The following is a 26,772-nucleotide window of genomic DNA, read 5'->3' as shown; positions in this document are numbered from 1 at the left end:
TGTTGGGACAACGCCCCAATGGAAGGGTTCTTTGGGCATTTTAAAGATCTCGCCGAGTATAAGTCCTGTGAGAATCTAGCGGAAGTAAGTGCAGAAGTTAATCGGGTTATTGAGGAATATAACAATCATCGTTATCAGTGGGGCTTAAAGAAGATGACCCCGGTACAATACCGGAGTCATCTATTAGCAGCTTAAGCACCTTTTTTTAAACTGTCCGTAAAATGGGGCTCAGTTCAGAGTACGACTTCTCTTTTTTATTTTAGCCAATGGCTACCCACTGATCTTGATGATTTATTCTTGAATTGGTTTCTTTACTAGCCCAAGGAGTACTCCAGACACAATCGCTCCAGCAACGATAGCGATTAAATACATAAACCATCCACCCTCAACTAAAGGCACTACGAATAATCCACCGTGTGGTGCACGTAATCCAATTCCAAACATCATTGATAATACACCAGCCACCGCTGAACCCGCCATTAGTGAAGGAATAACACGCAGTGGATCAGCCGCTGCAAAAGGAATCGCACCTTCTGTGATAAAAGATAATCCCATAATATAGTTAACTTTTCCTGCTTCTCTTTCTTGTTTTGTGAACTTCTTGCCAAAGAAAGTAGTTGCAATCGCAATTCCAAGCGGAGGAACCATACCTGCTGCCATAACTGCAGCCATTGGCTCATATACCCCATTTGCTAATAAACCAGTTCCAAATACATACGCAGCCTTGTTAATCGGTCCACCCATATCAAATGCCATCATTAAACCAAGTACTAGCCCTAGTAATACTGCATTTCCGGTACCTAGACCTGATAACCAATTAGTAATTCCTGTATTAAGCGCACCAACTGGACCATTTACGATATAGATCATTGCAAAACCTGTAAGAGCAATACCAAGTAAAGGATATAAAAGAATCGTTTTAATCCCTTCAAGAGATGATGGTAAACTTGTTAAGAGTTTTTTCAAACCAACAACAATATAACCTGCTAAGAAACCGGCAATAATACCACCTAAGAACCCTGCACCACCGCTATTAGCTAATATGCCACCAACTGCACCAGCTGCAAAACCTGGACGATCTGCGATACTCATTGCAATAAAAGCTGCTAAAATGGGAACAATAAACCCAAATGCACCACTACCACCACCGATTGTCATCAAAGCTTCAGCAATTGGGTGATAAGAAGGATCTTCTGGATTAAAAGCGTTGTAACCGAACATGAATGAGATTGCGATTAATATCCCTCCACCTACAACGAATGGAAGCATATTAGATACACCACTCATTAAGTGTTTGTAGATAGTAGCACCAACACCTTGACCTTTTTGATCTGAAGAAGTAGACGATGCATTCCCACTACCTTTAAAAATTGGGGCATCTTGTTTTAGGGCTCTTTCAATTAGTTCCTTCGGTTTACGAATGCCATCTGCTACTTTTGTTTCAATAACATGCTTACCACTAAAGCGATCGGTTTCAACATTTGTATCAGCTGCAACAATTACAGCAACTGCTCTTTCAATTTCCGCAGGTGTTAAGACGTTCTTCGCTCCGCCAGAACCTCTTGTTTCAACTTTAATGTCTACACCTAGTTCAGCCGCCTTAGCTTTAAGAGAATCAGCAGCCATATACGTATGAGCAATTCCAGTTGGACAAGCAGTAACAGCAACGATAAATTTCTTTTCCCCAGACATCGTTTCCTCTTCCCCTTTCTCTTCCTGGTCATACTGATCGATAATGTTCAATACATCTCTTTCTGTATTTGCGTTTAATAATGCTTCCCTTACTTCATTTTTCATCAAGATGGATGAAAGTCTTGCGAGCGCTTCCAAATGAGTATTATTTGCCCCTTCTGGAGCTGCAATCATAAAGAATAAATGAGCTGGTTGACCGTCCAGTGAATCATAGTCAATTCCATTTACCGACTTACCAAATGCAATCGCAGCGGTTTTAACTGCCTTAGTTTTTGCATGAGGAATGGCGATTCCTTCGCCAATTCCGGTAGTACTTTGCTCTTCACGCTTTAAAATCCCTGCCTTAAATTCTTTTGCATCCACTAGTTTCCCAGCACGACCTAATACATCAACGAGCTGATCAATCGCTTCAGGCTTTGTTGAGCCTGAAAGGTTTAGATGAATGGTTTCTTTTGTTAAAATTTCAGTTATTTTCATCTCTTTTTCTCCTTAGAACTTTGTAATGTAAACGCTTGTATATAGTGTTTCTATCATTTCTTTCGTTGCTAAACCAATTGAAAATGCAGTTGCGCTTCCAGATGCAACACTGTATCGAAACGCTTCCTCAATCTGTTTCGTTTCTTCGTATTTAGCTAGAAAACCGGCTACCATTGAATCTCCTGCTCCGACTGAACTTTTCACTTCCCCTTTTGGTACATTCGAAAGGAAAGCAACCTCACGATTTACTAACACGGCTCCTTCTCCTGCCAGGGAAACAATAACATTTTCTGCTCCCATTTCTACAAGCTTACGAGCATAAGGAACCACTTCTTCTGCAGTTGAAAAACTAGTATTAAATAATTCACCAAGTTCGTGGTGGTTTGGCTTTATAAGAAAAGGTTTAAATGGTAGTACTTTCTTTAATAAATCTCCTTCTGCATCTACAACAAACTTTGTTTGGTTAAGTTGACAGATTGAGACTAGTTTCTCATAGGTACTTGACTCCATACTTGATGGAATGCTTCCTGCTAATACCAAAGTATCTTCTGAAGTTAATTGAGATATCTGATCCTGAAGCTGTTTAAAATCCGCCTCAGTAATGGTAGGTCCTTTTGCATTGACCTCTGTTTCGCTATTGGATTTCAACTTTACATTAATTCTTGTATCCTCTTGAACGTCAACAAATTTTGTTTCAATATCTTCCCTTTTCAAGTAATTCTTAATGTAAAGTCCTGTAAAACCACCAACAAATCCTAAAGCTTTACTTGGAACACCCATTCTTTTTAGTAGTCTTGATACATTAATTCCTTTTCCCCCTGGAAATTTTGATTCATTTTTTGTTCGATTCAAATCACCAAGTGTTAAATCTTCGACTTCCACAATGTAATCGAGGGAAGGATTAAGTGTTACGGTGTAAATCATTCTTTCACAACCTTTATTGTCGTTTTGCTCATGTATTGATCTTGAAACTCACTACTCAGTTCATCGGTAATGATCGACGCTTCATGTAAGTCAGCAATTTTAGCGAATGCTATTTCTGAAAACTTCGATTCATCACTTAACACAAATGCTTCTCTTGAGAGAGCAATGGCTGATTGTTTAATCATTGCTTCTTCTTGATCAGGTGTTGTATACCCAAATTGGGTGTGAATTCCATTCACTCCCATAAAACATTTGTCAAAACGGTATAGCTCTAAACTCGTTAGCGCTCCTCGACCAATAATGGCATTCGTTTTAGGTTTTGCATAGCCACCGATTAGATACATGGGGATGTCTCTATCTAGTAACGGTTTTACATGCATGAGTCCGTTTGTAACTACTACAATGTTTTTTGGTAAGTAAGGAATCATTTCCATTACTGTTGATCCTGCATCAAGAAAAATACAATCTCCTTCTTCCACTAAGCTAGAGGCATACTTGGCAATTCTCTTCTTTGGTTGAAGGTTTTTGGTGGCTTTTTCAACCATGCTCGGTTCTTGTAATTTCCCCTGCAATCGAGCAGCACCACCGTGTATCCTTTTTAAGAACTTATCATCTTCTAGTTGTGTTAAGTCCCTTCTAATCGTTGACTCTGATGAATTTGTTAAATCTACAAGGTCTTGTATTTTCACAACACCTTTTTCTTTTAATTGCTGCAAAATCAATCGATGGCGCTCTGGTGTTAACAATGCATCACCTCATTAAAACGCTTTCTTTTTTTATTTCTTGAGTCAAGAGTACTATAACCCTTCTTGAAAATCAATCACTTTCTATCAAAATCTTTCTCAAATTATCAAAAACTATCAAAATTTCGACAAAAATCTGCCATTAACCTATGAGAAAATGAAGGAATTCGTTTAAAAACATTCACATGATTTAATTAATGTTTGGGGAAAGTAGTAAATGAATGAGATAAGGAGGCTATAATTATGGATTCTAGAAGAGTAAAGCAAATATTATCATCATCAGCAGATATTCACGTGGAGTATAACGGTGCATCTGTGTGGATTGATGAACTCCATGAAGATGGGAAAACAGCAACCGTTCATTTGCGCGGACCATTGGAAGAAAGATCAACAGTCGATATTTCCGAACTAGAAGAAGTATAATAAAAAAGCAACCAAAAGGACTTCACCTTACGAAGCTTTTTGGTTGTTTTATTTTCCTGTTTTTTATTAGGTCAAAAAAAGAAGCATCCATCAAAAATGTTGGATACTCCAATTATTTCCCTTCAGGTTGAGCGTGATTACGCTCATTTTGAACCTTTTCATACCATAAGTGGACATGTGAGAATATTGTGAATAACAGAAAAAAGTTCATTGACCATACACTCACGAATGGTCCAATTCCTCCAATTTCAATTGAGTGCCAACCTTTTAACTTCATCACTAAAAATGTCTCTATAAAGACTAGAAAAAAACCACCGATCCCAGCAATAATTGTACGAAGCATGTGACACCTCCACGTTCTTTACTGAATTTTGTAATAATTATAACAAACTGTCACAAAAAGTTCAAATATTAAAAAAGGTTGAGCATATTTCTATGCTCAACCCGACTTCTTAGCGATTTCTACCTGTCATATTCCCATTATTACCACCAAGACCGTTACGATCATTATTGTTATCGTCATCATTTAGATCTAAATCCAAGTCATTGTCGTCATTGTCGTTATTTAAGATGTTGTTATCCCGATCATTTCGATCATTATCCAGGATATTGTTATTTCGGTTGTCACGATCATTGTCAAAAATATTATTATCACGGTCATCGTTATCGTTATTAAAAATCCCATTTCCTCGGTTACGGTTATTGTTGTCTAACATACCGTTATCATCATTTTGGTTGTATCTAACCGGTCTATAATTGACGTCATCGTCATTGTTTAAGTTATTATCGTCTACTCCACAAGCAGACAATAAACCAAGTGTCATAACTGATGACATCGCTGTAAGAAGTACTTTTTTCTTTATCATTCGTGTTACCCCCCTGATTTCTTTTGGTGAAGCATCTTTAATTTGCTCTCTTCGGGGGATTTTTAACCTATAATCCGCTTATCGTTTTCTGACACATGCTCCAATATAAGGTATTCATTTTTTTGAGATATAGGGCAAAATAAAAAAGCCACAACAATGACTTTTTCACTAATTTTTCAGCTTATAAAACGCTTTAATAAAGCAGAATGGTTCTTCTCTCACCTTAAAGGGAAATAATCCTTGATTGGTATGTAAATATAAAATCCCTAATTCTTTCGTCATCTTCCTATATGAAATATCATGTACATCCGAAAATGAAAAGGTTGAAACACATGAGGTTATTTTGTCTTCATACAACCTTAAATACTTCTCTTCGTGGAGGACTAACTGGGAACCATCTACAATTTTTCTTGTTACAGTAAAGTATCGCTGAGTCATAATCACAAGATAATGTACTCCTTTTTATAAATAATCATAATATTTTTATTTTCATTTACCCATTGTAAAGGTAAAATAGTACATATTTTATCTTATTGGAGGATTTACCATGCTGAAGATTCGCGAAGCACATATTAATGATTTACCTGTCCTTTTATCAATATATAATGATGCAATCGTAAACACAACTGCCACCTTTGATTTGGAACCTGAAACATTAGAGAAGAGGAAAACTTGGTTTGCCAAATACGGTGGTAAATATCCATTAATTGTTTCTGAATGGGACGGTGAGGTGGTTGGTTATGGGAGCTTAAGTCCATTCCGTGAAAAACCTGCATACAATTCAACCACTGAATTATCAATCTATATTTCTTCAGCTGCAAGGGGCTTTGGAATTGGTACCGCATTAATGTCTGAGTTAATTACTAGAGCAAAAGCACTCGGATTTCATACAATGATCGGAGGGATAACAGCAGGGAACGAAGGAAGTATTGCCCTACATAAGAAGTTTGGATTTACATTGGCAGGACATTTTAAAGAGGTTGGATATAAATTTGACGATTGGCAGGATGTACACTTCTATCAACTCATCCTTCCAACTGAGTAGAAGAAAAACTTCGAGAAAGGCTAAGACTAGCCTTTCTCTTTCATATTAGCATGACTAGTAAGACTTACTTGGGTTGTTTAACACTTCTATGATTTTCGTAGATTGCTTCATTTCACTATGACATAAGGGGCAGCTTGGGCTTTCGGTGCTTTTAAAATTGTCACGAATCCAACACTTACAACTTTCTGATGAGCAGACCCACACCTTTGTTTCTTCTTTCACAACTTCTTCTTGATTTTTTCTTCCGAATCCCATATTTCCCCTCCTAAAAGTAGCTAAATAATAAAAAATCCAGCTATTATAAAAAAGAAGACCAATCTATCACCCTTTTTATAATAATTGGATTTTCTATTCCGCTTTTTTTCCTTAATTAGATTATACCACTGTTGTGAAAATTTGTATAGAAAACATTTTCCCAACAAATACTACGAAAGTGTATATACTAATATTACATTGTATATGAAAGGAGACTACAAATGGATTATAGAAAATCAAACAACTTCCAAATTCCTTATAAAAAGCAAAATACTAGTTACGGGATTGAAGAAGAGATGAGTCTTCAATCTATCCAATTTGCAACAACTCTTAATACTTACCTTAATGAAAGAATTGATTCAGAATACCAAGAAAACGACTAAGCCCCTATTCCCTTCAACGTAATCCAGTTGAAGGGAATTTTTTGAATTCATCTTATCTTTTTGTCGTACAAGCAATCCTTCATGAATACAATGTGTACGAGCAGTTGTATTTGATTGGAGGGAATTTGCTTTGGGTGTATTTTTCAGTTATGTGCTATTAGGTTTGTCACTTGCTGCTCCAATTGGCCCCATTAATGCTGCACAAATGGATAAAGGCATTAAACATGGATTTTTGAACGCTTGGGTGCTAGGCCTAGGGTCTGTGTTAGCAGACATTTTTTATATGCTGCTTGTTTTTTTAGGATTTTCTCAGTTCATTGAAATTCCTATAGTAAAAATGTTTTTATGGTTATTCGGATTTTTTGTATTGGTCTACACAGGTGTGGAGGGGTTATTAGGTGCTGGAAAAATTGTACTTACCAACGGAAACAGGGATGCTTCTTTATCCAAATCCTTTTTCACTGGATTTTTCATGTCCATTTCTAACCCACTAACTATTTTATTTTGGTTAGGTATATATGGGTCAGTATTAGCTAAAACGGCAACGATGTATGAACACACGGAACTATTATACTTTAGCAGTGCTATTATATTAGGACTTCTCATCTGGGATGTGTGTATGGCAGCAGTTGCAAGCAGCTTTAGGAAGTTACTCACAACAAAACTACTAACAATAATCACAATCATCTCTTCTGTATCTTTAATTGGTTTTGGCTTATATTTCGGGTTTGAAGCATTTAAAATCTTTATGAACTAATATAAAAGCCCCTTATAAAGAGGGGCTTTTACCGTTTACGATAGTGTCGATGACTTTTTATCTTACCATTATGTGTATTGATTTTTTTCTTTTTAGCACGCCCTTTTACAAAATGAGAAATGATGTCAGCACAAACAATTATAAGCACGATTAAAAGACTGACAAATAATCCAGGTCGGGAGGAAGCATGTAATAACGTACCTGAAATTGCTAAAAGGATAAGCGCCATTCCAATAAACCTTTTGATATGATCCCAACGAGAAAAAGTAATGAGACGCGGTGCTGAAAACAAAACCAGTATCCAATTGTATAAAAGCATTAATCCAGCAGCCGTTGTAATATACTCATAAATGGAATCCGGCATCAAACGTGCAGTGACAATGGAAGCAATTAAACCTGATATCGTAACCATTAAAGCAATTGGCGGTACTTTTAATTTCCCTTGCTTCGCTAATACCTTTGGAGCATCATGGTCGTCTGCCATTGTTACTAACATCGTTGTTATAGCGAATAACGATGCGGACATAGTGGAGAAACCAGCAATAATAAGAGCCCCATTAAACACATGAGGAACGAACCCTAAGTTAGCATATTCGTGAAGAGCGCTAACAAATGGACTTTTTTTATCGGAATGTTCTTGCCACGGAATCATTGTCACAGCTAAAAATATGGATATGAGGTAAATGATCGTTAAGACAATGAGCATAATTTTCCCTGCTTTTGGAGCATCATCTTTGTTTTTTAATCGGGTGGCCATAATCCCCATAATTTCTATTCCGCCAAAAGCGTAAAAACCGAAAATCAGTGCAGACCATAAACCTTTTAATCCATTTGGCAATATTTCATTTTTTGCATTAGGAAAATGATCGAATCCTTTTTGACCGTCAATCACTCCAGTTAATGCAAGAATTGCAATAATTATAAACATTAAAATAGCGGAAATCTTAATTACACCGAGGAGATTTTCTATTTTCTCGAACCCTTTATTACCTAGAAGAACAACAATTATACCTAGACCAGCATAAAAAGCGGAAAATACCCATAAAGGGATATCCGGAAACCAAAATTTCGTAAAGATTGAAAGAGCCGTAAGTTGACTTCCGGTAATGAGCATCTCTGACATCCAATATACCCAGCCACTAGTAAACCCAGCCCATGGACCAAATGCCTTTTTCGCGTAAGCCCGAAATGACCCTTTTTGAGGGTCCTGAGCAGACATTCTTCCAAGTGAGTCATACACTATATAAGTCCCTACCCCTGCAATTAGAAAAGCCAATAGGACCGCTGGACCAGCCATTTGAATTCCGATACTCGAACCTAAAAAGAAGCCCGTACCGATAATACACCCTACTCCAATTAAGGATAGTGCATACCAGGAAAGTCCTTCTTCGTTTCCTTTTGTCTTTTTATCCACATAATTCTCCCCTTTCATTACCTATTGTTCGATGAACAGGAAAGAGTTATGTATCTATAGACAAAATGTTTTTAAGTAGGGTTAGAGAGGAACCTTACCTGTATAAACAGGTAAATAAATAAGAAAGCGTGTTCCTAAAGGACTGCTTTCAACACTCATCGTTCCATGATAGTTTTCAATAATTTTCTTTGATACAGAGAGTCCTAATCCAGTTCCCTCATCCTTTGTCGTAAAAAAAGGATCAAATACATGTTGAAGTAGGTTAGGAGCAATTCCAACACCATTATCAAAGAATTCAATAAAAATGGTTGACCCTATCAACTCTGTTGAAATCGTGATATCCATTGTACTATCATCTCTGGCTTGTAAAGAGTTTCGATATAAATTAGAGAAAACCTGGAATAACTCTTCTCGATCACCTATAAAGAAGCTATTTGCGGATGCCTCACTAATTTTATATGTAATATTAACATTATGAAGTAGTGCATCACTGTTGAGAAAATGACCGAGATAGTGGATAAAAAAATCTTTTACCTCAAGAACTTCACTCTTAACAGTACCTGGCTTCGAAACACGCAGAAAATCAGTGATAATCTTGTTTGCTCGATCAATCTCGGGAATAAGAAGAGATTGAAACATCTCCGCAGTCTCCTCATCTACTCTCCCCTGTAGTAATTGTAAGTATCCTCTTACAGTTGTTAAAGGATTTCGAATTTCATGAGCAATTCCCGCTGCTATTCTACTAGCTAAAGTTTGTTTTTCTGCCTCCTTAATATGATTTAAAAAGCGAAACACACCTACAACACGTTCTAGCCTTCCTTCTGAGTTTTTAATTAGTCTGGTATTAATAATTCCATAGTTTTTATCTAATATTTCTTGATTGACAATTGGTTTACCAGTTCGTAACGTTTCAAGCATTTTGATTTGTTCATCTGGAATCTGGAGTAGTTCTCGCACATGCTTGCCAATTACACTTTCACGATCAACATGTAAATCGATTGCAGCCTGCGCATTGCAAAGAGTTACTATCCCTTTGGAATTAATAAATACAATATGATGCGGAACTACATCTAAGATTTCATTCAGAAAAATCTCAATTTCTTCAAAAGGAATGATAGGTGTAGGGGTAATCTTCAGTTCTCTATTTTTTGCAGTTGAATTTTTTATTAAATTAACGGTTTGAACCTCATTTTTAATAAGTTCCATTCTTAAATCCGGGTCAGTATATGTAAAAGAAAAAGGTAATAAAGACACAAACCTTTTGTAAAAAGACAATTCTTGCTTCAATTGTTCCATTTCTTTAAAGTTATGATTAATGATCAAATGAAACTCTCCTAGCATGTAAAGTTCTTCCTATTATTATACGCTTAGTTCCAAGTAATGAAAACTGCTTTTCCATCCTGTAAAATAAGGGTATACTAATACAAGTTACAATCAGGAGGTAAAAGATGAAATTCACAGAATATACAGTAGAAAGAGTTGAAGATCCATTCAACATATTAACAGGAAATCGCTATGAGTTCTTAATTGATTTTACTGTGGACGAAGAGGATGAATTGTTCCGAGAAGAAGGGCTAAAGTTAAAGGCCCTTTATGTTGTTGATGAAAATGGTCCACGCATTTCACATTATCATATACTAGAAGCAGACACAGAAAAAGTGTTGGAATTTGACTTAGAAGATGAAGAGGTAGAAATGCTTCAATCTTTTTGTAAAGAGCATTACCTAGAAGCAGAAGAGGAGTAAAAAGAGCAACCGCTCTCTTTACTCCTCCTCTACTTTATTACCTTCTTCAACAATATGATACATTAAATGTGCTAAATGGTGAATGGGCCCATATTCTTCTTCAGCCTCTTCCCCTTCAACATCCTCTTCATTGTACTCTAAATCATTTAAATGAAGGGCAGTAAATTGATAAAAATCCTTTAGTTCAAATGAATAACAACCACTTGGTTCTTCACTTTCTTCTTCATAGTGAAGAACTAGATACGATTCTTTCCCTTCTTTATCAACTGCATCAAAATACACAAAAAAACCGATATTTGTATCTAATTCGAATAAATGACGTGTGCCACCTTCTGTTGTCATTTGAAAATCTTCTTCATTCAGTTTATTTACTACCATCTTATCTACTTGATCTTCTCTATGAAAATTTACTGTGAATGATTTCATATTGACCCTCCTGTTTGTTTCAGACACAAAAAAGAGCTCTAAAAAGAGCTCTATTGGATCCATTAGATTTTATTAACATTAACAGCTTGTGGTCCACGCTGTCCTTGTTCGATATCAAAGCTAACTTCTTGACCTTCATCAAGAGACTTGAAGCCTTCGCTTTGAATTGCTGAGTAATGTACGAATACATCCTCTCCACCTTCAACCTCAATAAATCCAAAACCTTTTTCTGAGTTAAACCATTTTACTTTACCAGTTGCCATGTAAAAAATCCTCCTAAAATTCAAAAGCTCTTATTAATGATACCTTGTATCACATTTATATATTGCCTATTTTTTTGAGTTTCAATCATAAAAATTAAAATTATTTTTGTTTTGCTGGTTTTCTGTTGCGAGATCCTCTATCATCTCTGCGGTCTTTACCACGGAAATCCTTACTTCTTCCACGATCATTCGAACGTGTACGGTCTCTAAAACCTGACTTCGGTTTACGTGAACGAATTGGCTCTACCGCTGTTAGTTTTATTGGAGTAACATCAGGCTCTTTCGTTAAAAGCTTTAATGTTGCAGCTAGTACCGTTACAGAATCAATATCCTCTAATAACGACTCAGCAGCACGTTTGTAATCAGAGTAATCATTATTTTCAATTACTTTCATAATTTTGTTAATTGTAGCTTCTTGGTTACCAGCGATTACATCCTTGTAAGAAGGAATTGGTTTTTTAACCATCTTCTTCTTTGTTACTTGCTCAATAATTTTCAAATGATCAAGTTCGCGCGGGGAAACAAATGTATAAGCTAGACCTTTCTTCCCAGCACGTCCTGTACGTCCAATTCGGTGCACATAGCTTTCTGGATCCTGCGGAATATCAAAATTGTACACGTGTGAAACCCCACTAATATCCAGACCACGAGCAGCTACATCAGTTGCTACCATGATTTCAATTGTTCCATCCTTAAAGCGACGAATAACTTGGTCACGCTTGGACTGTGGAATATCACCATGGATTCCTTCAGCTGAATACCCGCGCTTGATTAACCCTTCAACCACTTCATCTACACGCTTCTTTGTTCGACCGAATACAATCGCAAGTTCTGGAGATTCAATGTCGAGTAAACTTGTTAATACATCAAACTTTTGTTTTTCATGTGTCTCAAGATAGAATTGTTCAATATTTGTAACTGTCATTTCCTTTGCTTTTACTTTTACAAGCTCAGGATTTTTCATGAACTTTTCTGCAAGAGATTGAATTCTCTTGGGCATCGTCGCTGAGAAAAGTAATGTTTGGCGTTCTTCAGGGATATCACTTAAAATTCTTTCAATATCTTCAATGAATCCCATGTTTAGCATTTCGTCTGCTTCATCTAGAACAACCATTTTAATATTATTTAGACGAATTGTTCTTCTGTCTAAATGGTCAATTAGTCGCCCAGGAGTTGCAGCAATGATCTGTGGTCGGTTTTTCAATGATCGAATTTGGCGATTAATATCTTGACCTCCATAAATTGGAAGTGTACGAATTCCTTTTACTTGTCCAATTCGGTTTAATTCTTCAGCCACCTGAACGGCTAATTCGCGCGTAGGAGCTAACACAAGCCCTTGAATCCCCTCTTGTAATTCCATCTTTTCTAGTAATGGAACACCAAAAGCTGTCGTTTTTCCAGTTCCTGTTTGCGCTTGACCAATCATGTCTCTTCCTTGAAGTGCAATCGGAATCGCTTGTGCCTGTATTGGTGTTGGTTCTTCAAATCCCATATTAGAAACTGCTTTTTGTAATTCGCTACTTAGACCAAAATCTGAAAATGTTGTCAAAGTTATTTTTCCTCCTTAATTTAAACACCTATATCATTATTTTGTACTTAGATTTATATTTTAAAGTTTGTTTTTGTAATTTTTTTTGAGTGAAGGAATGATCGCGAGAGAATAAAACGGAGTAAATTATCATGGTTTCATTCCAAAGAAAAAGGTGATGCTTATATCAATGCATCACCTTAAATGACTCAATATATTATGCTTTTTGAACGTTAGCCGCTTGTGGTCCACGGTTTCCTTCAACGATTTCAAAAGTAACTTCTTGACCTTCTTCTAAAGTCTTGAAACCTTCTGATTGAATAGCTGAGAAGTGTACGAATACATCTTGACCTTCAGCAGATTCGATGAAACCGAAACCTTTTTCTGCATTAAACCATTTAACTTTACCTGTGTTCATGTGTAAAACCTCCAAAAAATTGTTCACCATAAGTACTAAATATATAGATCAAAAACGTAAAAAGCCGTAACAAGCAAGGAAGGGAAGAAAATCGACCACATCCTGCAGTTACGACCACTTAACCAAAAATATATACCGAACTTTATAGCGTTACACTAATATTAATCCAATATGCAGAATAAGTCAAGAAGATTAAATCGATTGAACCACTTCATTTTCTGCTTTTGACTGTAACGTACGTTCTGCTGAATCAACTGTATGTTTTAAAAGCATAGCAATCGTAACTGGACCAACGCCACCTGGAACTGGAGTAATTGCGGATGCTTTCTCAAAACAAGTATCGTATTCCACATCTCCAATGTTTCCTGGATTATAGCCCGCATCTAAGATCACTGATCCATCCTTCACCCATTCACCCTTAATAAAGTTAGGCTTACCTACTGCAGCAACGACAATATCAGCTTGTTTCACAATGTCTGGTAAGTTATTTGTATATGAGTGGCATGTAGTTACGGTTGCATTTTCATTTAATAGGAGAGCTGATACTGGTTTACCAAGAATTGGACTTCTCCCAACAACTACTGCATGCTTTCCTTGAACTGGAATTCCGTACTCTTTAATAATTGCTAAAATGGCAGCTGGTGTACAAGAAGGAAACACACCAAACCCTAGTGCTGTTTGTCCATAACCATAACTAGTAACACCGTCAACATCCTTTTCAATGCTAATCGTATCGAACGCTTTTCTTTCATCAACATGCTTTGGCACTGGATGCTGAAGGAGAATTCCATTTACATTCTCATCGTTATTTAATTCAGTAATTGTGGCCAAAAGCTCCTCAGTAGTTGTGGTAGCAGGCAAATGAATTCTTTTCGATACAATCCCTAATTTCTCACATGCATTCCCCTTCATCTTCACATATGTGGCAGAAGAAGGATCGTCACCAACTAGAATCGTAGCCAAACAAGGAGTAACTCCCGCTTCCTTGAGCTTTTCCACTCTTACCTTAAGAGAATTTTTGACTTTGTTTGCTACCATCTGACCATCCAAAATAACAGGTTTCGTCACGTTAACCCCTCCATATATTAGAAAAAGAGACAGACCTACGCCTTCTCTCTGCCCAGACGACCGGCTTAACAGCGACGCAGCTCCCCTGTGGTTACTTCCACATTTGTCGTCAGTTACTGCGATTTTTAATAGACTTTGTTATTTCATGCTTATTATATTCTTAAAACACATATATTTCAACCATAATAATATATTAACGTTCGGGTTTTTCTTTTTTATACATATGGAAAACGGACAACTAATGTTGTCCGTTATGAAAACTCTTTTGAGATATGATTGGCTGTAGTAATTTACCTAAAACAATGAAAGCCCTACCTCTCTTCCATCCTTACGGTTCCTAGACCGCGCCAGTGTGAATCAGGCCCTGTAATTTCTTCAGGGAATGACACTCTTGTAAACTTAACTCTAAATCATTTTTTGGAAATGAGTAAATAAAGTGAAAATACGAAAAAAAAGAAGGATTGTTGGGGAAACCGTCTAATGTAATTTTCTAATGGTATCATGGAATACCATTCTGAAGAGTATCAATTGTATTACAAACATTTTTTTCTTGTTGAAGTTATAAAATTATTATCCGTATAAAATAACAATCCACCTCAAAAAAGCAACAGAGTTTAGTATATAACATTTTTTTACTTTTGTCAAAAAAGCTCCCCAAGAAGGAGAGCTATGCTAACTTTTCATTATTTTGATCATCAATGGGAACCGTTGCATATAACACTTCAATTTCCAATTCCTTCAGATACTTCTGTTTGATTTCTTTATTCCAATCAAGTTCATTGGCCATGAAATTCATTACTTGGTCTTTATATGTTTTAACAGTATCTATGTCAAAAAGAAGCGCCCCAGTTCTCCGATTAAAGAAGTCAATCGGTGAATACACCATTTCGTGATCGATCGCGTATTTTAATTGTGCAAATAATGTTACAGGAATTTGATATTTTCTTGCTTCTTCTTTATTTATTTGGATAATCTCCAGTAGGATAGGTACATTGGAGCCATACATTTTAATCAATTTCGTTGCGTCTTCTGTTGATAACCCTACTCCAACACCCTTTTTGACTTGATTTGAAATATACTTATTAAAACCTTTACTTCCCCCAACATCGCCTCCTGAAATAGGATAATCCTTGGTGCGACAACTTGAGAACTTCTCTCCTAATTCTTCATTATATTTTTTTGCTAATAAGTCAACAACTGTCTCTGCCATTTTTCTATATCCTGTTAACTTTCCACCCGCAATTGTAATCAAACCTGATTTCGATTCCCATATCTCGTCTTTTCTTGAAATTTCAGAAGGATTTTTTCCTTCCTCCCAAATTAATGGTCTAACTCCAGCCCAATTCGATTCAATATCATCAGCGGAAATACAAACCGTTGGAAACATATAGTTGATACTAGCAATAATATAGTCTCGGTCGCTTTTTGTCATTCTAGGATGGGCAATGGACTCTTCATAGAATGTATCTGTCGTACCCACATAAGTTTTTCCGTCCCTAGGAATCGCGAAAACCATTCTACCGTCCGGTGTATCAAAGTAAATGGCTTGTTTGAGTGGAAATCTTTCTTGATCAATAACAATATGCACACCTTTGGAGAGCTTAAGCACTTTTCCAGCTTTGGATCGATCAAGTTCTCGAATACTATCTACCCAAGGACCAGTAGCATTAATCACTTTCTTTGCCCGAATTTCATATGACTCACCAGTAATTAAATCATTTACCTTTGTGCCCACAATTTTACCATGCTCGTAAACTAGTTTTTCTACCTTTGTATAATTGACTGTACATGCACCCTTGTCTACTGCCGCCTTCATAACTTCTATTGTTAGCCGTGCATCATCCGTACGATATTCAACATAATAACCACCACCTTTTAATCCCTCCTTCTTCACAAGCGGTTCCTTTGTTAGCGTTTCATTTGCTGAAAACATCACTCTTCTCTCTGATTTTTTTACTCCAGCTAAAAAGTCATATACACGCAACCCTACAGAGGTACTAAACTTCCCAAATGTCCCTCCTTGGTGAAAAGGAAGAAGCATCCACTCAGGGGTAGTTACATGGGGGCCATTCTCATAAACAATGGCTCTTTCCTTACCAACCTCCGCCACCATTTTTACATGAAATTGTTTCAAATACCGCAATCCACCATGAACAAGTTTTGTTGATCGACTGGAAGTACCAGCAGAAAAATCTTGCATATCAACTACCGCCGTTTTCATTCCGCGAAGGGAGGCATCTAGCGCAATACCAGCACCTGTGATTCCACCGCCAATAACTAAGACATCATAAAGCTTTGTTGAAAGGTCACTTACTAAATCTTGTCGATTTTTATTTGAAAATCTCATTCCTTTTCCTCCTAGTTTTATCTTAGAACGAATAAAAAAGACCACAAAATACACTATCCAAAAGATAATGATTTTGTGGTCTCTCCGATTTCTCCAACCTGAATGATTAACTTATCTTTAGTATACCAAACTGTCTGTCATTGGTAAACATTTATCACTTCAAACTATTATTTAAATGCCATTGTTGCATGAACTGCTTTTTTCCATCCAGAATAAAGCTCTTCCCTCTTATCAGAATCCATTGCCGGTTCAAAAGCACGATCCACCGCCCATTGCTTAGCGATATCATCTTTGCTTTCCCAATACCCAACCGCTAATCCAGCTAAGTAAGCAGCACCAAGTGCGGTTGTTTCATTTACTTTAGGCCTTTCCACTGGTACGTTTAAAATATCCGATTGGAACCTCATCAAAAAGTCATTCTTTACAGCCCCACCATCTACTCTTAACGCTTTAAGTTCAATACCGGAATCCGCTTCCATTGCAGAAAGAACATCCCTTGTTTGATAAGCTAATGATTCTAGCGTAGCACGGACAAAATGCTCTTTCGAAGTTCCTCTTGTTAACCCAAACACTGCACCACGAACATCGCTATCCCAATAAGGTGTACCCAATCCAACAAAAGCTGGAACTACGTACACGCCTTCCGTTGATTCTACTTTTGACGCATAACCTTCACTATCACCAGCATTTTTTAACATTCTAAGTCCATCACGAAGCCATTGAATAGCAGAGCCTGCAACGAAGATACTACCTTCAAGCGCATACTCAACTTTTCCGTCAACACCCCATGCTAACGTTGTCAATAAGCCATTGTCGGATTTCACTGCTTTTTCACCCGTGTTCATAAGCATAAAGCAACCAGTTCCATACGTATTCTTAGCCATTCCCTCGCCAAAACAAGCCTGACCAAACAAAGCAGCCTGTTGGTCTCCAGCAATCCCTGCAATCGGAACCTCATGTCCAAAGAAATGATAATCAACCGTATGTGCATACACTTCTGACGAAGGACGGACTTCAGGTAGCATTGATTTTGGAACCGATAAAATTTCAAGAAGTTCCTCATCCCATTTTAAATCGTATATATTATACATTAATGTACGAGAAGCATTCGAGTAATCGGTAACATGGGCTTTCCCACCAGACAGCTTCCAGACGAGCCACGTATCAATAGTACCAAATAAGAGTTTTCCTTGATCTGCCTTTTCACGCGCACCCTCTACATTGTCAAGAATCCATTTGACCTTTGTTCCGGAGAAATAAGCATCAATAAGAAGACCCGTTTTATCACGGAATAAATCATTATATCCCTTCGCTCTTAACTCATCACAAATTCCACTTGTTTGTCTTGATTGCCAAACAATCGCATTGTAGACAGGAAGTCCTGTTTCCTTATCCCAAACAACAGCAGTCTCACGTTGGTTTGTAATCCCCAATCCAGCAATTTGCTCTGGCTTCACATTCGATTCTGACAAAACACTCGCAATAACAGCTAATATAGACCCCCAAATTTCGCTTGCATTATGCTCAACCCAACCTGGCTTAGGAAAAATTTGAGTAAATTCTTTCTGAGCTACGTGAACAATTTCTCCCTCTTTGTTAAACAAAATTGCTCTCGAGCTTGTTGTACCTTGGTCCAACGATAAGATGTACTTTTCCATTAAAAGTTCCCCCTAATAATAGATAAAATTTAAGCTGCTTGTGAGGCAGTCGAATTACTTGATTGTTTTTTACCAAAAACATATGATAATGAAAGAACCACTATTGAAGCGCCTACTACCGGCCAAGTGTAGGTACCTGCTTCTCCTAGAAAGACTGTTTTATAAAAAACTGCACCTAATGCACCACCAAGAATTGGGCCAACAACTGGAATCCAGGAATAGGTCCAGTTCGATCCACCCTTACCTGGAATAGGAAGTAGAAAATGCGCAATTCTTGGACCTAGATCACGAGCGGGGTTTATTGCATACCCAGTGGTTCCTCCAAGTGACATTCCAATTACCACAATTAACATCCCCACTGCAATCGGATTAAGTCCTTCTGTGAAATTATTAGCTCCGATAAATAATAATCCTAATACTAATATAAAAGTACCAAACATCTCACTAAATACGTTTGAGAATGTATGCGGAATAGCAGGACCAGTTGCAAATACACCTAACTTCGTTCCAGGGTCTTCTGTACCTTTCCAATGAGGAAGATAATGTAAAAATACTAAAGCAGCACCTATTATTGCACCAAGCAATTGAGCAATTATGTAACTCGGTACATCTGCCCAAGGAAAACTTCCATTCACTGCAAGTGCAACCGTTACAGCAGGATTTAAATGCGCCCCACTAATAGAGCCTACTGCAAAAACAGCCATTGTTACTGCTAGCCCCCACGCTAGAGTAATCACAATCCAACCAGGATTGTTGGAGTAACTCCCCTTTAGAGAAGAACCCGCTCCAATTCCCGCACCAAATACAATCAAGATCATTGTTCCAATCACTTCACCTAAAAACGGCGACATACACATACCCCTTTCTATTTTTGAAAATCTCAAGCCACCACTTTGAAACATCAAAAAAGACCCACGACAGAATACACCATTTAGGTATCTGCGTGAGTCTCCTATTCTCCGTCACAAATGATTAACTTGTATTTACAGTATACAAACCTTTGAAAACGCTGTCAATAACTATATGAAAAATTTGCTAAAATTTATAAATAGTTTAATAGTTTAAAATAAGTCCCAAAGTTCCTTTTTCGAAGTGGTAATAGACGTAGCACCTGCCTTTAATGCATTATCTACTTCATCGAACGTACGAATAAGACCACCAGCAAAAATTGGAGTATCTAGTCTATTTTTCACTTCTTTTATCATCCAGGGCATAGCTCCGGGGAGTACTTCAATATAATCTGGCTTCGTTTTATTCACTAGTTTATAGCTTTTTTCTAGTGCATGGGAATCAATCAAAAAAATTCTTTGAACTGCAATTACGCCTTTTTGTTTTGCTTTTAAAATGACACTTGATTTGGTAGAAATAATTCCATACGGCTTAATTTCCTGACAAATATATTCTGTTCCATAATCATCATTTTTCAGACCATGAATCATATCAACATGGAAGATCATGTCCTTTCCATGTGCCTTTGCCAATTGATTAATATTTTTCAACTGGGCGATATGCGTTTCAAGGAATATTCCTACTCGATACGAGCTTTTTAAAAATAACTCAAAATCCTTTAAATTTGATGATGCCGGCAAAATTTTTTGGTTCATCTTCTCACATCCTTAATTATTATCTTATTTTGTATGAACGTAATTCTCAAGGACTTTTTCAAACGTTAATACTATGCAAATAAAAAAGTCAACCTTATAGCTGGTTGACTTTTTCTCTTATGCCTGTTTTTTTACTTTGACTGTTGTTCGTTTTTTCTTAGGAGCTTCGGTGGTCGCTTGTTTCGGTTTTGTTTTATCAATTGACGCTTGTAGCGCAGCCATTAGATCTGTGACATTTGACTTTTGTTCTTTTTCAACTGGTGTGACAATTTCCTTACCTGAACGCTTGGATTCAATCAATTCCATTAATGCGGTTCGATAATCATCCGTGTATTTTTCCGGATTAAACGTTGTAGTTAACTGATCGATTAACATAATTGCGGTATCAAGTTCCTTTTCTGTTACTTTGTCTTCCGCGGGTACATTTGGTACATCAGCAGCGGATCTTACCTCATCTGGAAAATGAATGGTTTCCATTACTAATGAGTTTTCATACACTCGTATGACAGCCATTTGTTCTTTTGAACGAATGATAATTTTTGCTAGACCCACCTTTTCTGATTCTTGAAGCGCCTTTCTGAGTAAGGAATATGCTTTTCCACCACCATCACTAGGGGACATATAATAGCTTCGATCATAATAGATTGGATCGATTTCCTCCATTTTTACGAAATCAATAATTTCAACAGCCTTTTCTTCATTCTCTTTTTTTAATTTATTGAAATCCTCATCTTCTAGAATGACGAATTTCCCTTTTGTATACTCAAAAGCTCGAACAATTTCCTCTTGCTTCACTTCTTCATCGCAGACAGGACAAGTTTTTTCATATTTAATTGGAGAGTGACATTTCTTGTGTAATGTCCGAAGCTTGATGTCCTTATCTTCTGTTGCCGAATGAAGCTTGATGGGGATATTTACAAGCCCAAAGCTAATACTCCCTTTCCAAATTGTATGCATGTACATTCTCCATTCCTATTAGCCATTTTTATTATTTTTTGTTTTAACTAACACATTATCCTACTTACTATTTGGAAAAAGAGTAAGGAAATGATGATATAGGAAAACTAAAAGGTAAGGAGAGTGATTCGTGTGAAACCAATGCTACCTACTTTAACATTCGATGTACCACAGGGTGATAATTGGAATTACGAAGTAAAATACGATGGTTTTCGTGCCCTATTATTTTGGGATAAGGAAATAAAATTAATAAGCAGAAACGGGAACTCCTTACTTGAAATTTTCCCAGAAATTAAACTCTATTTAGAAAAAAACAATGAATTGTTTAAAGAATTTCTACCCCTGGTGCTCGACGGGGAGTTAGTATATCTTGAAAATGAATATAAAGCACAGTTTAGCAGCATTCAAGTTCGTGGCAGAATGCGCAGCGAAAAAAAAATACTTGAAAAAGCATTACATCACCCATGCCGGTTCCTTGTATTTGACTTATTATCATTAAACGGAAAATCATACAGAGATAAGCATTATGTTGATCGAAAAAAAGCACTTCTTAAGCTTTTTGAAGATTGCCACTTGCCCACTACTCCCAACCCCGCAAGTACAAATTTAATTCAGCTAATTCCCGCTTCTAGAGATTATCAAGCCGTATGGGAACAAGTCGTTTTACATGATGGTGAAGGTATTGTGGCTAAGCAAGATACAAATCAATGGGAGGAAGGCAAACGAACTACTCTTTGGCTGAAGTTTAAAAACTTTAAATACGTTTCCTGCTTTGTAACGGCATATGAAAAGTCAAATGGGTATTTTTATGTTGGAGTATACAAAGATACCAATATATATCCAATCGGACAATTTTTATTTGGGATTAAGCCTGAGGAAAAACAAGCTCTTTTTCAAATTATTAAAGAAAATAAAACAAATGAGGATGACCGTTTCATCTTCGTTCAACCCGCGATCTGCTTAGAGATCAAGTATTTAGAACTTTATGATGAACAAATGCGCGAACCACATTTTGAACGGTTTCGATTTGATCTTTCACCTGAGGATTGTACGTTTGATAAATTTGTTCATCAGCAAAAGAATATGCCTCAGGATATTGATGTTACACATCCAGATAAGCCGTTGTGGGAGAAGCCATCGGTAAAAAAGATTGATTTTATTCGTTATTTACAGGAAATTTCACCATATTTATTGCCATTTTTACATAATCGATTATTAACCGTTATTCGTTATCCACATGGGATGTTCGGTGAAGCTTTCTATCAAAAAAATTGCCCTGACTATGCACCTAATTTCGTTCAAACCACCTTACACGAGGGAATCAATTATATCGTTTGCAATAATTTAAAAACGTTATTATGGTTAGGTAACCAGCTGGCATTTGAGTTCCATATCCCTTTTCAAACTCTATCTAGTCACGGACCAAGTGAAATTGTGTTAGATTTGGATCCACCTTCTAGGAAGGAGTTTAAACTTGCTATTAAAGCTGCTCAAATGATAAAAGAAGTTCTCGACCATTTGAATCTTACTGGTTTTGTAAAAACGTCAGGAAATAAAGGGCTACAGATTTATCTCCCACTTCCTGAAAATGAATTTTCTTACGATGATACAAGACTGTTTACAGAATTCATCGCCGAATATTTAATCTCGAAAGCTCCTGATTCATTCACTATTGAACGCTTAAAGAAAAATAGGCAAAACAAATTGTATATTGATTATATTCAACATGCCGAAGGGAAAACCATTGTGGCACCTTATTCTGCTAGGGGAAATGAGACTGCTGCTTTAGCAACTCCCTTATTTTGGGATGAAGTAACCGACGAACTTCGTATGGAGGATTTTACGATTTTAAACATGGTGAAGCGTATCAATGAAAAAGGTGACCCGTTTCAATCCTATTTCGAGACGAAAGAAAAGCAAAACTTTTCACCCATTCTTGAATTTTTAAAACAAAAAAAATAGCCGGGATACCCGGCTTACCTTACATCCATTCATTTAATACTTGTTTTGAATGTTCTTCCAAGGTCTTATATTGACTGATTTCTTTTGTGATTTCTTCCATTTTCACATAAGAAAATACTTTTTGTTCCAACTGAACTTCTATTTGGAAGCGATGTGTAAAGGTAGCATTTCCGATTAGGTCAATTTTAAAAGATTCGTCCACTTTATGTGCAACACAACGCACCTTGCCACCTGGGTTAAACACATCTACCGGCTGTTCAAACTCATTTAGGCCAAGTAAACAAGTAACCAGCGTAGAAGCAGACATCGCTGTTCCGCAAGCATTCGTAAACCCTACTCCTCTTTCAAATGTACGGACAAAGATACTGCCTTCCTGAAGCGGCTTTACGAAGCTCACATTTACTCCATCTGGAAAAAACTCGTTTGGGCCATTTACCTTTTCACTCAACTCTTTTTGTATTTTTGATTGTATTTGATCTTTTGTCACAATTCCAATCAGATGAGGGTTTGGTACAGCTACAGCAGTAAACTTAATTTCTGAAAGATCTTGAATTGATTCATCTATTAATGTTTTTTGATTCAAATTTAATGGAAGATCTTTAAGTTCAAAAGAAACCGGAGAGATTTCTACCTGATAGGTTGGGATTTCTCCAAGTATGCTTTCTTGCTCATTCACTTCCAAATTTGCTTTCATCGTTTCTATGACCGCACTTTGGATGGAAAGTTTTTCACAAACATAACGGGCTACACAGCGTAATCCATTTCCACACATAGACGCCTCTGAGCCATCTGCATTAAATACCCTCATTTTGGCATCAAAATCTTCACTACTCAGTACAAATAAGATCCCATCAGCTCCTACTCCTTTTTCTCTATTACAAAGAAGTAGTGCCAGCTCGGAACGCTGTTGCTCAGTAAATAATGGATTTGTCATTTCATCAATGATGAGGAAGTCATTATTTGATCCATGACATTTTAATAATTCTAAAATCACATTCAAACCTCCGTAAACATACATATTAATATTCTACATTTCCTCTATTGTACAATAAAGTATTCGTGTAGAGCATTATGTTTGTATTTTAAAGATAACAAATATCTTCTACAACCATGCGGTTAGACCAATTGATTGCTTCAGCATATAGTTTGAATAAATCTGTTTCCATGATTTCAAGCTTTTTACATATATCTCCGATCATTTTCCATTGTGCTTTTTCAACGGCAACAGCGAGGTCCAACACATCTTTATACTCGTTTTGCACTCCCATTAACGCTTGGACCATTTCCTCATTTACCGGAAGTGAATCAATCATTTTCTCTATTGGAATGGCCTTGACCCCATTCATAAAAGAAAAAATACCTGTCATAAAGTACCCTGGTATTTTTTCGGATTGACCATTCCGTATTCTCCCAATTTCTTCGCACAGCCTCCCTCTTGTTAAGCATAGTTTTGCCACGTCTAAGGAGATGCTAGAGGTTTGGGTTAATTCTTCTCTTGCTGCCAAAACATAGATCCAATTCTCTATTTCAAAAGGTCCAAACTGTTCGACCGCTTGACGAATATGATAGATTTTTTCTTTTAATTTATTAGCCGGTGAATTAATCAATTTTAATATTTTATATGATAGTGAAGGATCTCTTTCAATAAAGTCAACTATATCATGAACAGAAGTCTTTTCCTTCGATATAAATGCTCTCATATCAACATAAGAGGTAAAACAAGCAGGGATATCAAAAGTTGAGAAAATTGCAGGTTTTGCAAAGTAATAGCCTTGAAACAGACTATAACCACTAGATTTCGCTTCCAAATATTCTTCATTGGTTTCTATTTTCTCTGCGATTAAGGTTGTATCAGTATTCAATGCCTTTTTATTTATGCACTGGCGTAAGTTCTTATCTGTTTTTTGGAAGTCTACTTTTATAAAATCCGCCTGTTCTAAAATGATATTAGAATAGGGGTTCAATTCATCAAGCAAGCTAGAATTAATCGCAATTTTATAATGACTTTTCTTCATTTCTTTTAGAATTTCTAATAGATTTCTACTGGGGCGTGTAGTTTCAACAAGCTCTACGACTATGTTCTTTGAACTTACATAGGAAGGTAACTTCATATCTAAAAGCTTCTCTGTAAAATTAATAAAACAAGGCCTTCCTTCAGAAAGAGCATCTATCCCAATATTTAAAAAGCTATTAATAATTAACTCAGTGGTAGCTTGGTCACCATCTACATTTGGAAATTCATTAACATGATTATTTCGATAAAGCAGCTCGTAAGCAAATATCCCTTCTTGCTGATTAAATATCGGCTGCCTTGCAACAAAAACTTCCATCTTTACTCCCTCCGACCATTGCTCTTTGGCGAATATTTATATTTTATCGGAGGTAAATCATAGATACTGTCGAAGTTTGTAGGAAAGAAAATATTTATTATCCTAAAAATAAAAATAAGGAGCATCTCAAAAAAAGAGATGCTCCTTATTAATCATATATAATGTGTAAAGAAATTTACAAGGAATAAAAAGGCGATAACATAAAGGGGAACTGACACGTCTTTTGCTTTTCCTATTGAAATTTTTACGAGCGGATATAAAATAAATCCGATTGCTATTCCGTCCGCAATGCTATACGTGAATGGGATCATCACAATCATTATCAACGCAGGAAAGCTCTCACTTAAATCCTTCATGTCAAGGTTTCGGATATTTTGAAGCATTAGTCCACCAATAATAATGAGAATAGGTGCGATTGCCGAATCTGGTATCCACTTAAAAACCGGAATAAAAAATGCAGATGCAGCAAATAAAAGACCTGTTGTTACAGCAGTTAACCCTGTTTTTCCACCTGCAGCCATACTCGATATACTCTCCACTGTCGAAACGGTTGGACTTGTTCCGAAAATTGCTGAAACAAAAGCAGAAACAGAATTCGCTTGTAAACCTTTGGAAAACTTTTCTGGACGATTGATAAATTGAGCGTGGCCATGAACCAATCCGATATTTTCAAATATTAGTACCATCGATAATGAAAATACTGCAACCCAAAAAGAAAAAGTAAGGATCTTAGCAAACGACATAGCCCCAAAAACTGCTAGATATTCGCTGATGGTGAAGCTTGCTTGATTTTCCCCAGAAACATCAATGATTCCAAAAGCCCAAGCAATCATTGTTCCAAACGCTACCGTTATCAGGAAGTTTCCCGGAACTCCTCTTAAAAACAAAATAACGGCAATAACAAAGGTAAAAATAGAAGCCAATACACTAGGTTCGTTTAACGCACCAAGTGCTATTAAACTATTGGTTCCCTTTACAACTAAGCCGGCTTTTTCTAGACCAATAAACATGAGGAATAGCCCTAAGCCTACCGTTATTGCTTCCTTCAATGACTGTGGGATTGCCTGACTAAGTTTAATAGATAAGCTAGTAAAGGCAACAATCATAAACATAATTCCTGATACAAATACAACCGCTAAAGCTTCCTGCCAGGTAAGACCCATTGTTTGCACGAGGGTATAAGAAAACAGTGCGTTAATTCCCATTCCTGGAACAAGAATAATTGGTGCATTCGCCCACAAGCCCATGAGAAGACAACCGACAACTGACGTAAGAATAGTCGCGATTATTGCTCCTTCAAGCGGAATACCTGCTTCAGATAAGATAAGCGAATTAACAGCAACAATATACACAATCGTGAAAAAGCCAATCGTTCCTGCAGCTATCTCCTTTTGAATGGATGATTCATGCGCTTCAATCCTAAAAAAACGGTGTAACCATGCACTTATCATATGGATTCCAATCTATTTAATTAGCCCTCTCCCTAC

28 protein-coding genes and 1 riboswitch are annotated in these 26,772 nt (G+C 36.8%); of the genes, 7 read left to right on the top strand and 21 right to left on the bottom strand.

Annotated features, from left to right (window positions below; translation table 11 throughout):
- The coding region (locus M3175_RS04470; protein ID WP_251515189.1) for an IS3 family transposase at positions 1-195 on the top strand (195 nt) is incomplete at its 5' end.
- Between the two features lie 96 nt (positions 196-291).
- On the opposite strand, the gene M3175_RS04465 is transcribed toward M3175_RS04470, so the two are convergent.
- The 3 genes from M3175_RS04465 to M3175_RS04455 are packed head-to-tail and all read right to left on the bottom strand — an operon-like array spanning position 292 to position 3,839.
- Positions 292-2,169, bottom strand: a complete 1,878-nt coding sequence (locus M3175_RS04465) for a PTS fructose transporter subunit IIABC (RefSeq protein ID WP_251515186.1) — start codon at positions 2,167-2,169, stop codon at positions 292-294.
- 12 nt (positions 2,170-2,181) lie between these two features.
- Positions 2,182-3,093 carry a 1-phosphofructokinase gene (pfkB, locus tag M3175_RS04460; RefSeq protein WP_251515183.1) on the bottom strand — a complete coding sequence of 304 codons (912 nt, stop codon included), beginning with the start codon at positions 3,091-3,093 and terminating at the stop codon, positions 2,182-2,184.
- A complete protein-coding gene (locus tag M3175_RS04455; RefSeq protein ID WP_251515180.1) occupies positions 3,090-3,839 on the bottom strand; it encodes a DeoR/GlpR family DNA-binding transcription regulator in 750 nt (249 codons plus the stop codon). Before M3175_RS04455 ends, pfkB begins: the two co-directional genes overlap by 4 nt.
- Before the next feature lie 240 nt (positions 3,840-4,079).
- On the opposite strand from M3175_RS04455, the gene M3175_RS04450 reads away from it, so the two are divergent.
- Entirely contained in the window at positions 4,080-4,259 is a 180-nt protein-coding gene (locus M3175_RS04450) for an H-type small acid-soluble spore protein (protein WP_119708775.1), read from the top strand.
- Between the two features lie 112 nt (positions 4,260-4,371).
- On the opposite strand, the gene M3175_RS04445 is transcribed toward M3175_RS04450, so the two are convergent.
- Together M3175_RS04445 and M3175_RS04440 are read right to left on the bottom strand one after the other, a co-directional pair.
- Positions 4,372-4,602: a hypothetical protein gene (locus M3175_RS04445; RefSeq protein WP_251515178.1), complete on the bottom strand. Its 231-nt coding sequence runs from the start codon at positions 4,600-4,602 to the stop codon at positions 4,372-4,374.
- Between the two features lie 109 nt (positions 4,603-4,711).
- On the bottom strand, positions 4,712-5,125 hold the full coding sequence (locus M3175_RS04440) for a hypothetical protein (protein ID WP_251515175.1): 414 nt from the start codon (positions 5,123-5,125) through the stop codon (positions 4,712-4,714).
- 547 nt (positions 5,126-5,672) lie between these two features.
- On the opposite strand from M3175_RS04440, the gene M3175_RS04435 reads away from it, so the two are divergent.
- On the top strand, positions 5,673-6,170 hold the full coding sequence (locus tag M3175_RS04435; RefSeq protein ID WP_251515174.1) for a GNAT family N-acetyltransferase: 498 nt from the start codon (positions 5,673-5,675) through the stop codon (positions 6,168-6,170).
- 54 nt (positions 6,171-6,224) lie between these two features.
- On the opposite strand, the gene M3175_RS04430 is transcribed toward M3175_RS04435, so the two are convergent.
- Positions 6,225-6,425: a cold-shock protein gene (locus M3175_RS04430; RefSeq protein ID WP_251515172.1), complete on the bottom strand. Its 201-nt coding sequence runs from the start codon at positions 6,423-6,425 to the stop codon at positions 6,225-6,227.
- A 221-nt stretch (positions 6,426-6,646) separates the two neighbouring features.
- Between M3175_RS04430 and M3175_RS04425 the strand changes: the two genes are divergently transcribed.
- Complete coding sequence (locus M3175_RS04425) at positions 6,647-6,808, top strand: hypothetical protein (RefSeq protein ID WP_251515170.1); 162 nt, start codon at positions 6,647-6,649, stop codon at positions 6,806-6,808.
- Positions 6,809-6,938: 130 nt separating this feature from the next.
- Complete coding sequence (locus tag M3175_RS04420) at positions 6,939-7,565, top strand: LysE family transporter (RefSeq protein WP_251515168.1); 627 nt, start codon at positions 6,939-6,941, stop codon at positions 7,563-7,565.
- Between the two features lie 28 nt (positions 7,566-7,593).
- Here M3175_RS04420 and M3175_RS04415 read toward each other — a convergent pair whose 3' ends face one another.
- Both M3175_RS04415 and M3175_RS04410 read right to left on the bottom strand, forming a co-directional pair.
- Positions 7,594-8,997 (bottom strand): amino acid permease, encoded by a 1,404-nt coding sequence (locus tag M3175_RS04415; RefSeq protein ID WP_371321654.1) that lies wholly within the window; start codon positions 8,995-8,997, stop codon positions 7,594-7,596.
- Between the two features lie 63 nt (positions 8,998-9,060).
- Entirely contained in the window at positions 9,061-10,302 is a 1,242-nt protein-coding gene (locus M3175_RS04410; protein ID WP_251515164.1) for a two-component system sensor histidine kinase NtrB, read from the bottom strand.
- Between the two features lie 125 nt (positions 10,303-10,427).
- Here M3175_RS04410 and M3175_RS04405 point away from each other — a divergent pair, with 125 nt between their 5' ends.
- Positions 10,428-10,724 carry a DUF6509 family protein gene (locus M3175_RS04405; protein ID WP_251515162.1) on the top strand — a complete coding sequence of 99 codons (297 nt, stop codon included), beginning with the start codon at positions 10,428-10,430 and terminating at the stop codon, positions 10,722-10,724.
- A gap of 18 nt (positions 10,725-10,742) precedes the next feature.
- Here the strand turns inward: M3175_RS04405 and M3175_RS04400 are convergent, their stop codons facing one another.
- From M3175_RS04400 to ku, 10 genes are all read right to left on the bottom strand, one after another.
- Positions 10,743-11,150: a cytosolic protein gene (locus tag M3175_RS04400; RefSeq protein ID WP_251515160.1), complete on the bottom strand. Its 408-nt coding sequence runs from the start codon at positions 11,148-11,150 to the stop codon at positions 10,743-10,745.
- A 62-nt stretch (positions 11,151-11,212) separates the two neighbouring features.
- Positions 11,213-11,413, bottom strand: coding sequence for a cold-shock protein (locus tag M3175_RS04395; RefSeq protein WP_066047955.1), 201 nt, complete (start codon positions 11,411-11,413; stop codon positions 11,213-11,215).
- 100 nt (positions 11,414-11,513) lie between these two features.
- On the bottom strand, positions 11,514-12,962 hold the full coding sequence (gene cshA / locus M3175_RS04390) for a degradosome RNA helicase CshA (RefSeq protein WP_251515156.1): 1,449 nt from the start codon (positions 12,960-12,962) through the stop codon (positions 11,514-11,516).
- Positions 12,963-13,158: 196 nt separating this feature from the next.
- Positions 13,159-13,359 carry a cold-shock protein gene (locus tag M3175_RS04385; protein ID WP_251515153.1) on the bottom strand — a complete coding sequence of 67 codons (201 nt, stop codon included), beginning with the start codon at positions 13,357-13,359 and terminating at the stop codon, positions 13,159-13,161.
- Positions 13,360-13,551: 192 nt separating this feature from the next.
- Complete coding sequence (locus M3175_RS04380) at positions 13,552-14,397, bottom strand: bifunctional 5,10-methylenetetrahydrofolate dehydrogenase/5,10-methenyltetrahydrofolate cyclohydrolase (protein WP_285852166.1); 846 nt, start codon at positions 14,395-14,397, stop codon at positions 13,552-13,554.
- 73 nt (positions 14,398-14,470) lie between these two features.
- Positions 14,471-14,554: riboswitch (ZMP/ZTP riboswitch) on the bottom strand.
- A 540-nt stretch (positions 14,555-15,094) separates the two neighbouring features.
- A complete protein-coding gene (locus tag M3175_RS04375) occupies positions 15,095-16,774 on the bottom strand; it encodes a glycerol-3-phosphate dehydrogenase/oxidase (protein ID WP_251515147.1) in 1,680 nt (559 codons plus the stop codon).
- A gap of 167 nt (positions 16,775-16,941) precedes the next feature.
- Complete coding sequence (gene glpK / locus M3175_RS04370; protein WP_251515145.1) at positions 16,942-18,432, bottom strand: glycerol kinase GlpK; 1,491 nt, start codon at positions 18,430-18,432, stop codon at positions 16,942-16,944.
- A gap of 29 nt (positions 18,433-18,461) precedes the next feature.
- Complete coding sequence (locus tag M3175_RS04365) at positions 18,462-19,283, bottom strand: MIP/aquaporin family protein (RefSeq protein WP_251515143.1); 822 nt, start codon at positions 19,281-19,283, stop codon at positions 18,462-18,464.
- Positions 19,284-19,493: 210 nt separating this feature from the next.
- On the bottom strand, positions 19,494-20,036 hold the full coding sequence (locus M3175_RS04360; RefSeq protein ID WP_251515141.1) for a glycerol-3-phosphate responsive antiterminator: 543 nt from the start codon (positions 20,034-20,036) through the stop codon (positions 19,494-19,496).
- A 117-nt stretch (positions 20,037-20,153) separates the two neighbouring features.
- A complete protein-coding gene (gene ku / locus M3175_RS04355; RefSeq protein WP_251515139.1) occupies positions 20,154-20,993 on the bottom strand; it encodes a non-homologous end joining protein Ku in 840 nt (279 codons plus the stop codon).
- 132 nt (positions 20,994-21,125) lie between these two features.
- On the opposite strand from ku, the gene M3175_RS04350 reads away from it, so the two are divergent.
- On the top strand, positions 21,126-22,955 hold the full coding sequence (locus M3175_RS04350) for a DNA ligase D (RefSeq protein ID WP_251515137.1): 1,830 nt from the start codon (positions 21,126-21,128) through the stop codon (positions 22,953-22,955).
- Between the two features lie 19 nt (positions 22,956-22,974).
- On the opposite strand, the gene dapF is transcribed toward M3175_RS04350, so the two are convergent.
- From dapF to M3175_RS04335, 3 genes are all read right to left on the bottom strand, one after another.
- Positions 22,975-23,949: a diaminopimelate epimerase gene (gene dapF / locus M3175_RS04345; protein ID WP_251515136.1), complete on the bottom strand. Its 975-nt coding sequence runs from the start codon at positions 23,947-23,949 to the stop codon at positions 22,975-22,977.
- 88 nt (positions 23,950-24,037) lie between these two features.
- Positions 24,038-25,285, bottom strand: a complete 1,248-nt coding sequence (locus tag M3175_RS04340; RefSeq protein WP_251515133.1) for an EAL and HDOD domain-containing protein — start codon at positions 25,283-25,285, stop codon at positions 24,038-24,040.
- 152 nt (positions 25,286-25,437) lie between these two features.
- On the bottom strand, positions 25,438-26,733 hold the full coding sequence (locus M3175_RS04335; protein ID WP_251515325.1) for an NCS2 family permease: 1,296 nt from the start codon (positions 26,731-26,733) through the stop codon (positions 25,438-25,440).
- Positions 26,734-26,772 lie beyond the last annotated feature (39 nt).

This window comes from Robertmurraya korlensis (assembly GCF_023715225.1).
GTDB lineage: Bacteria > Bacillota > Bacilli > Bacillales > Cytobacillaceae > Robertmurraya_A.
This window is presented reverse-complemented; position numbering and strand designations above follow the sequence as displayed.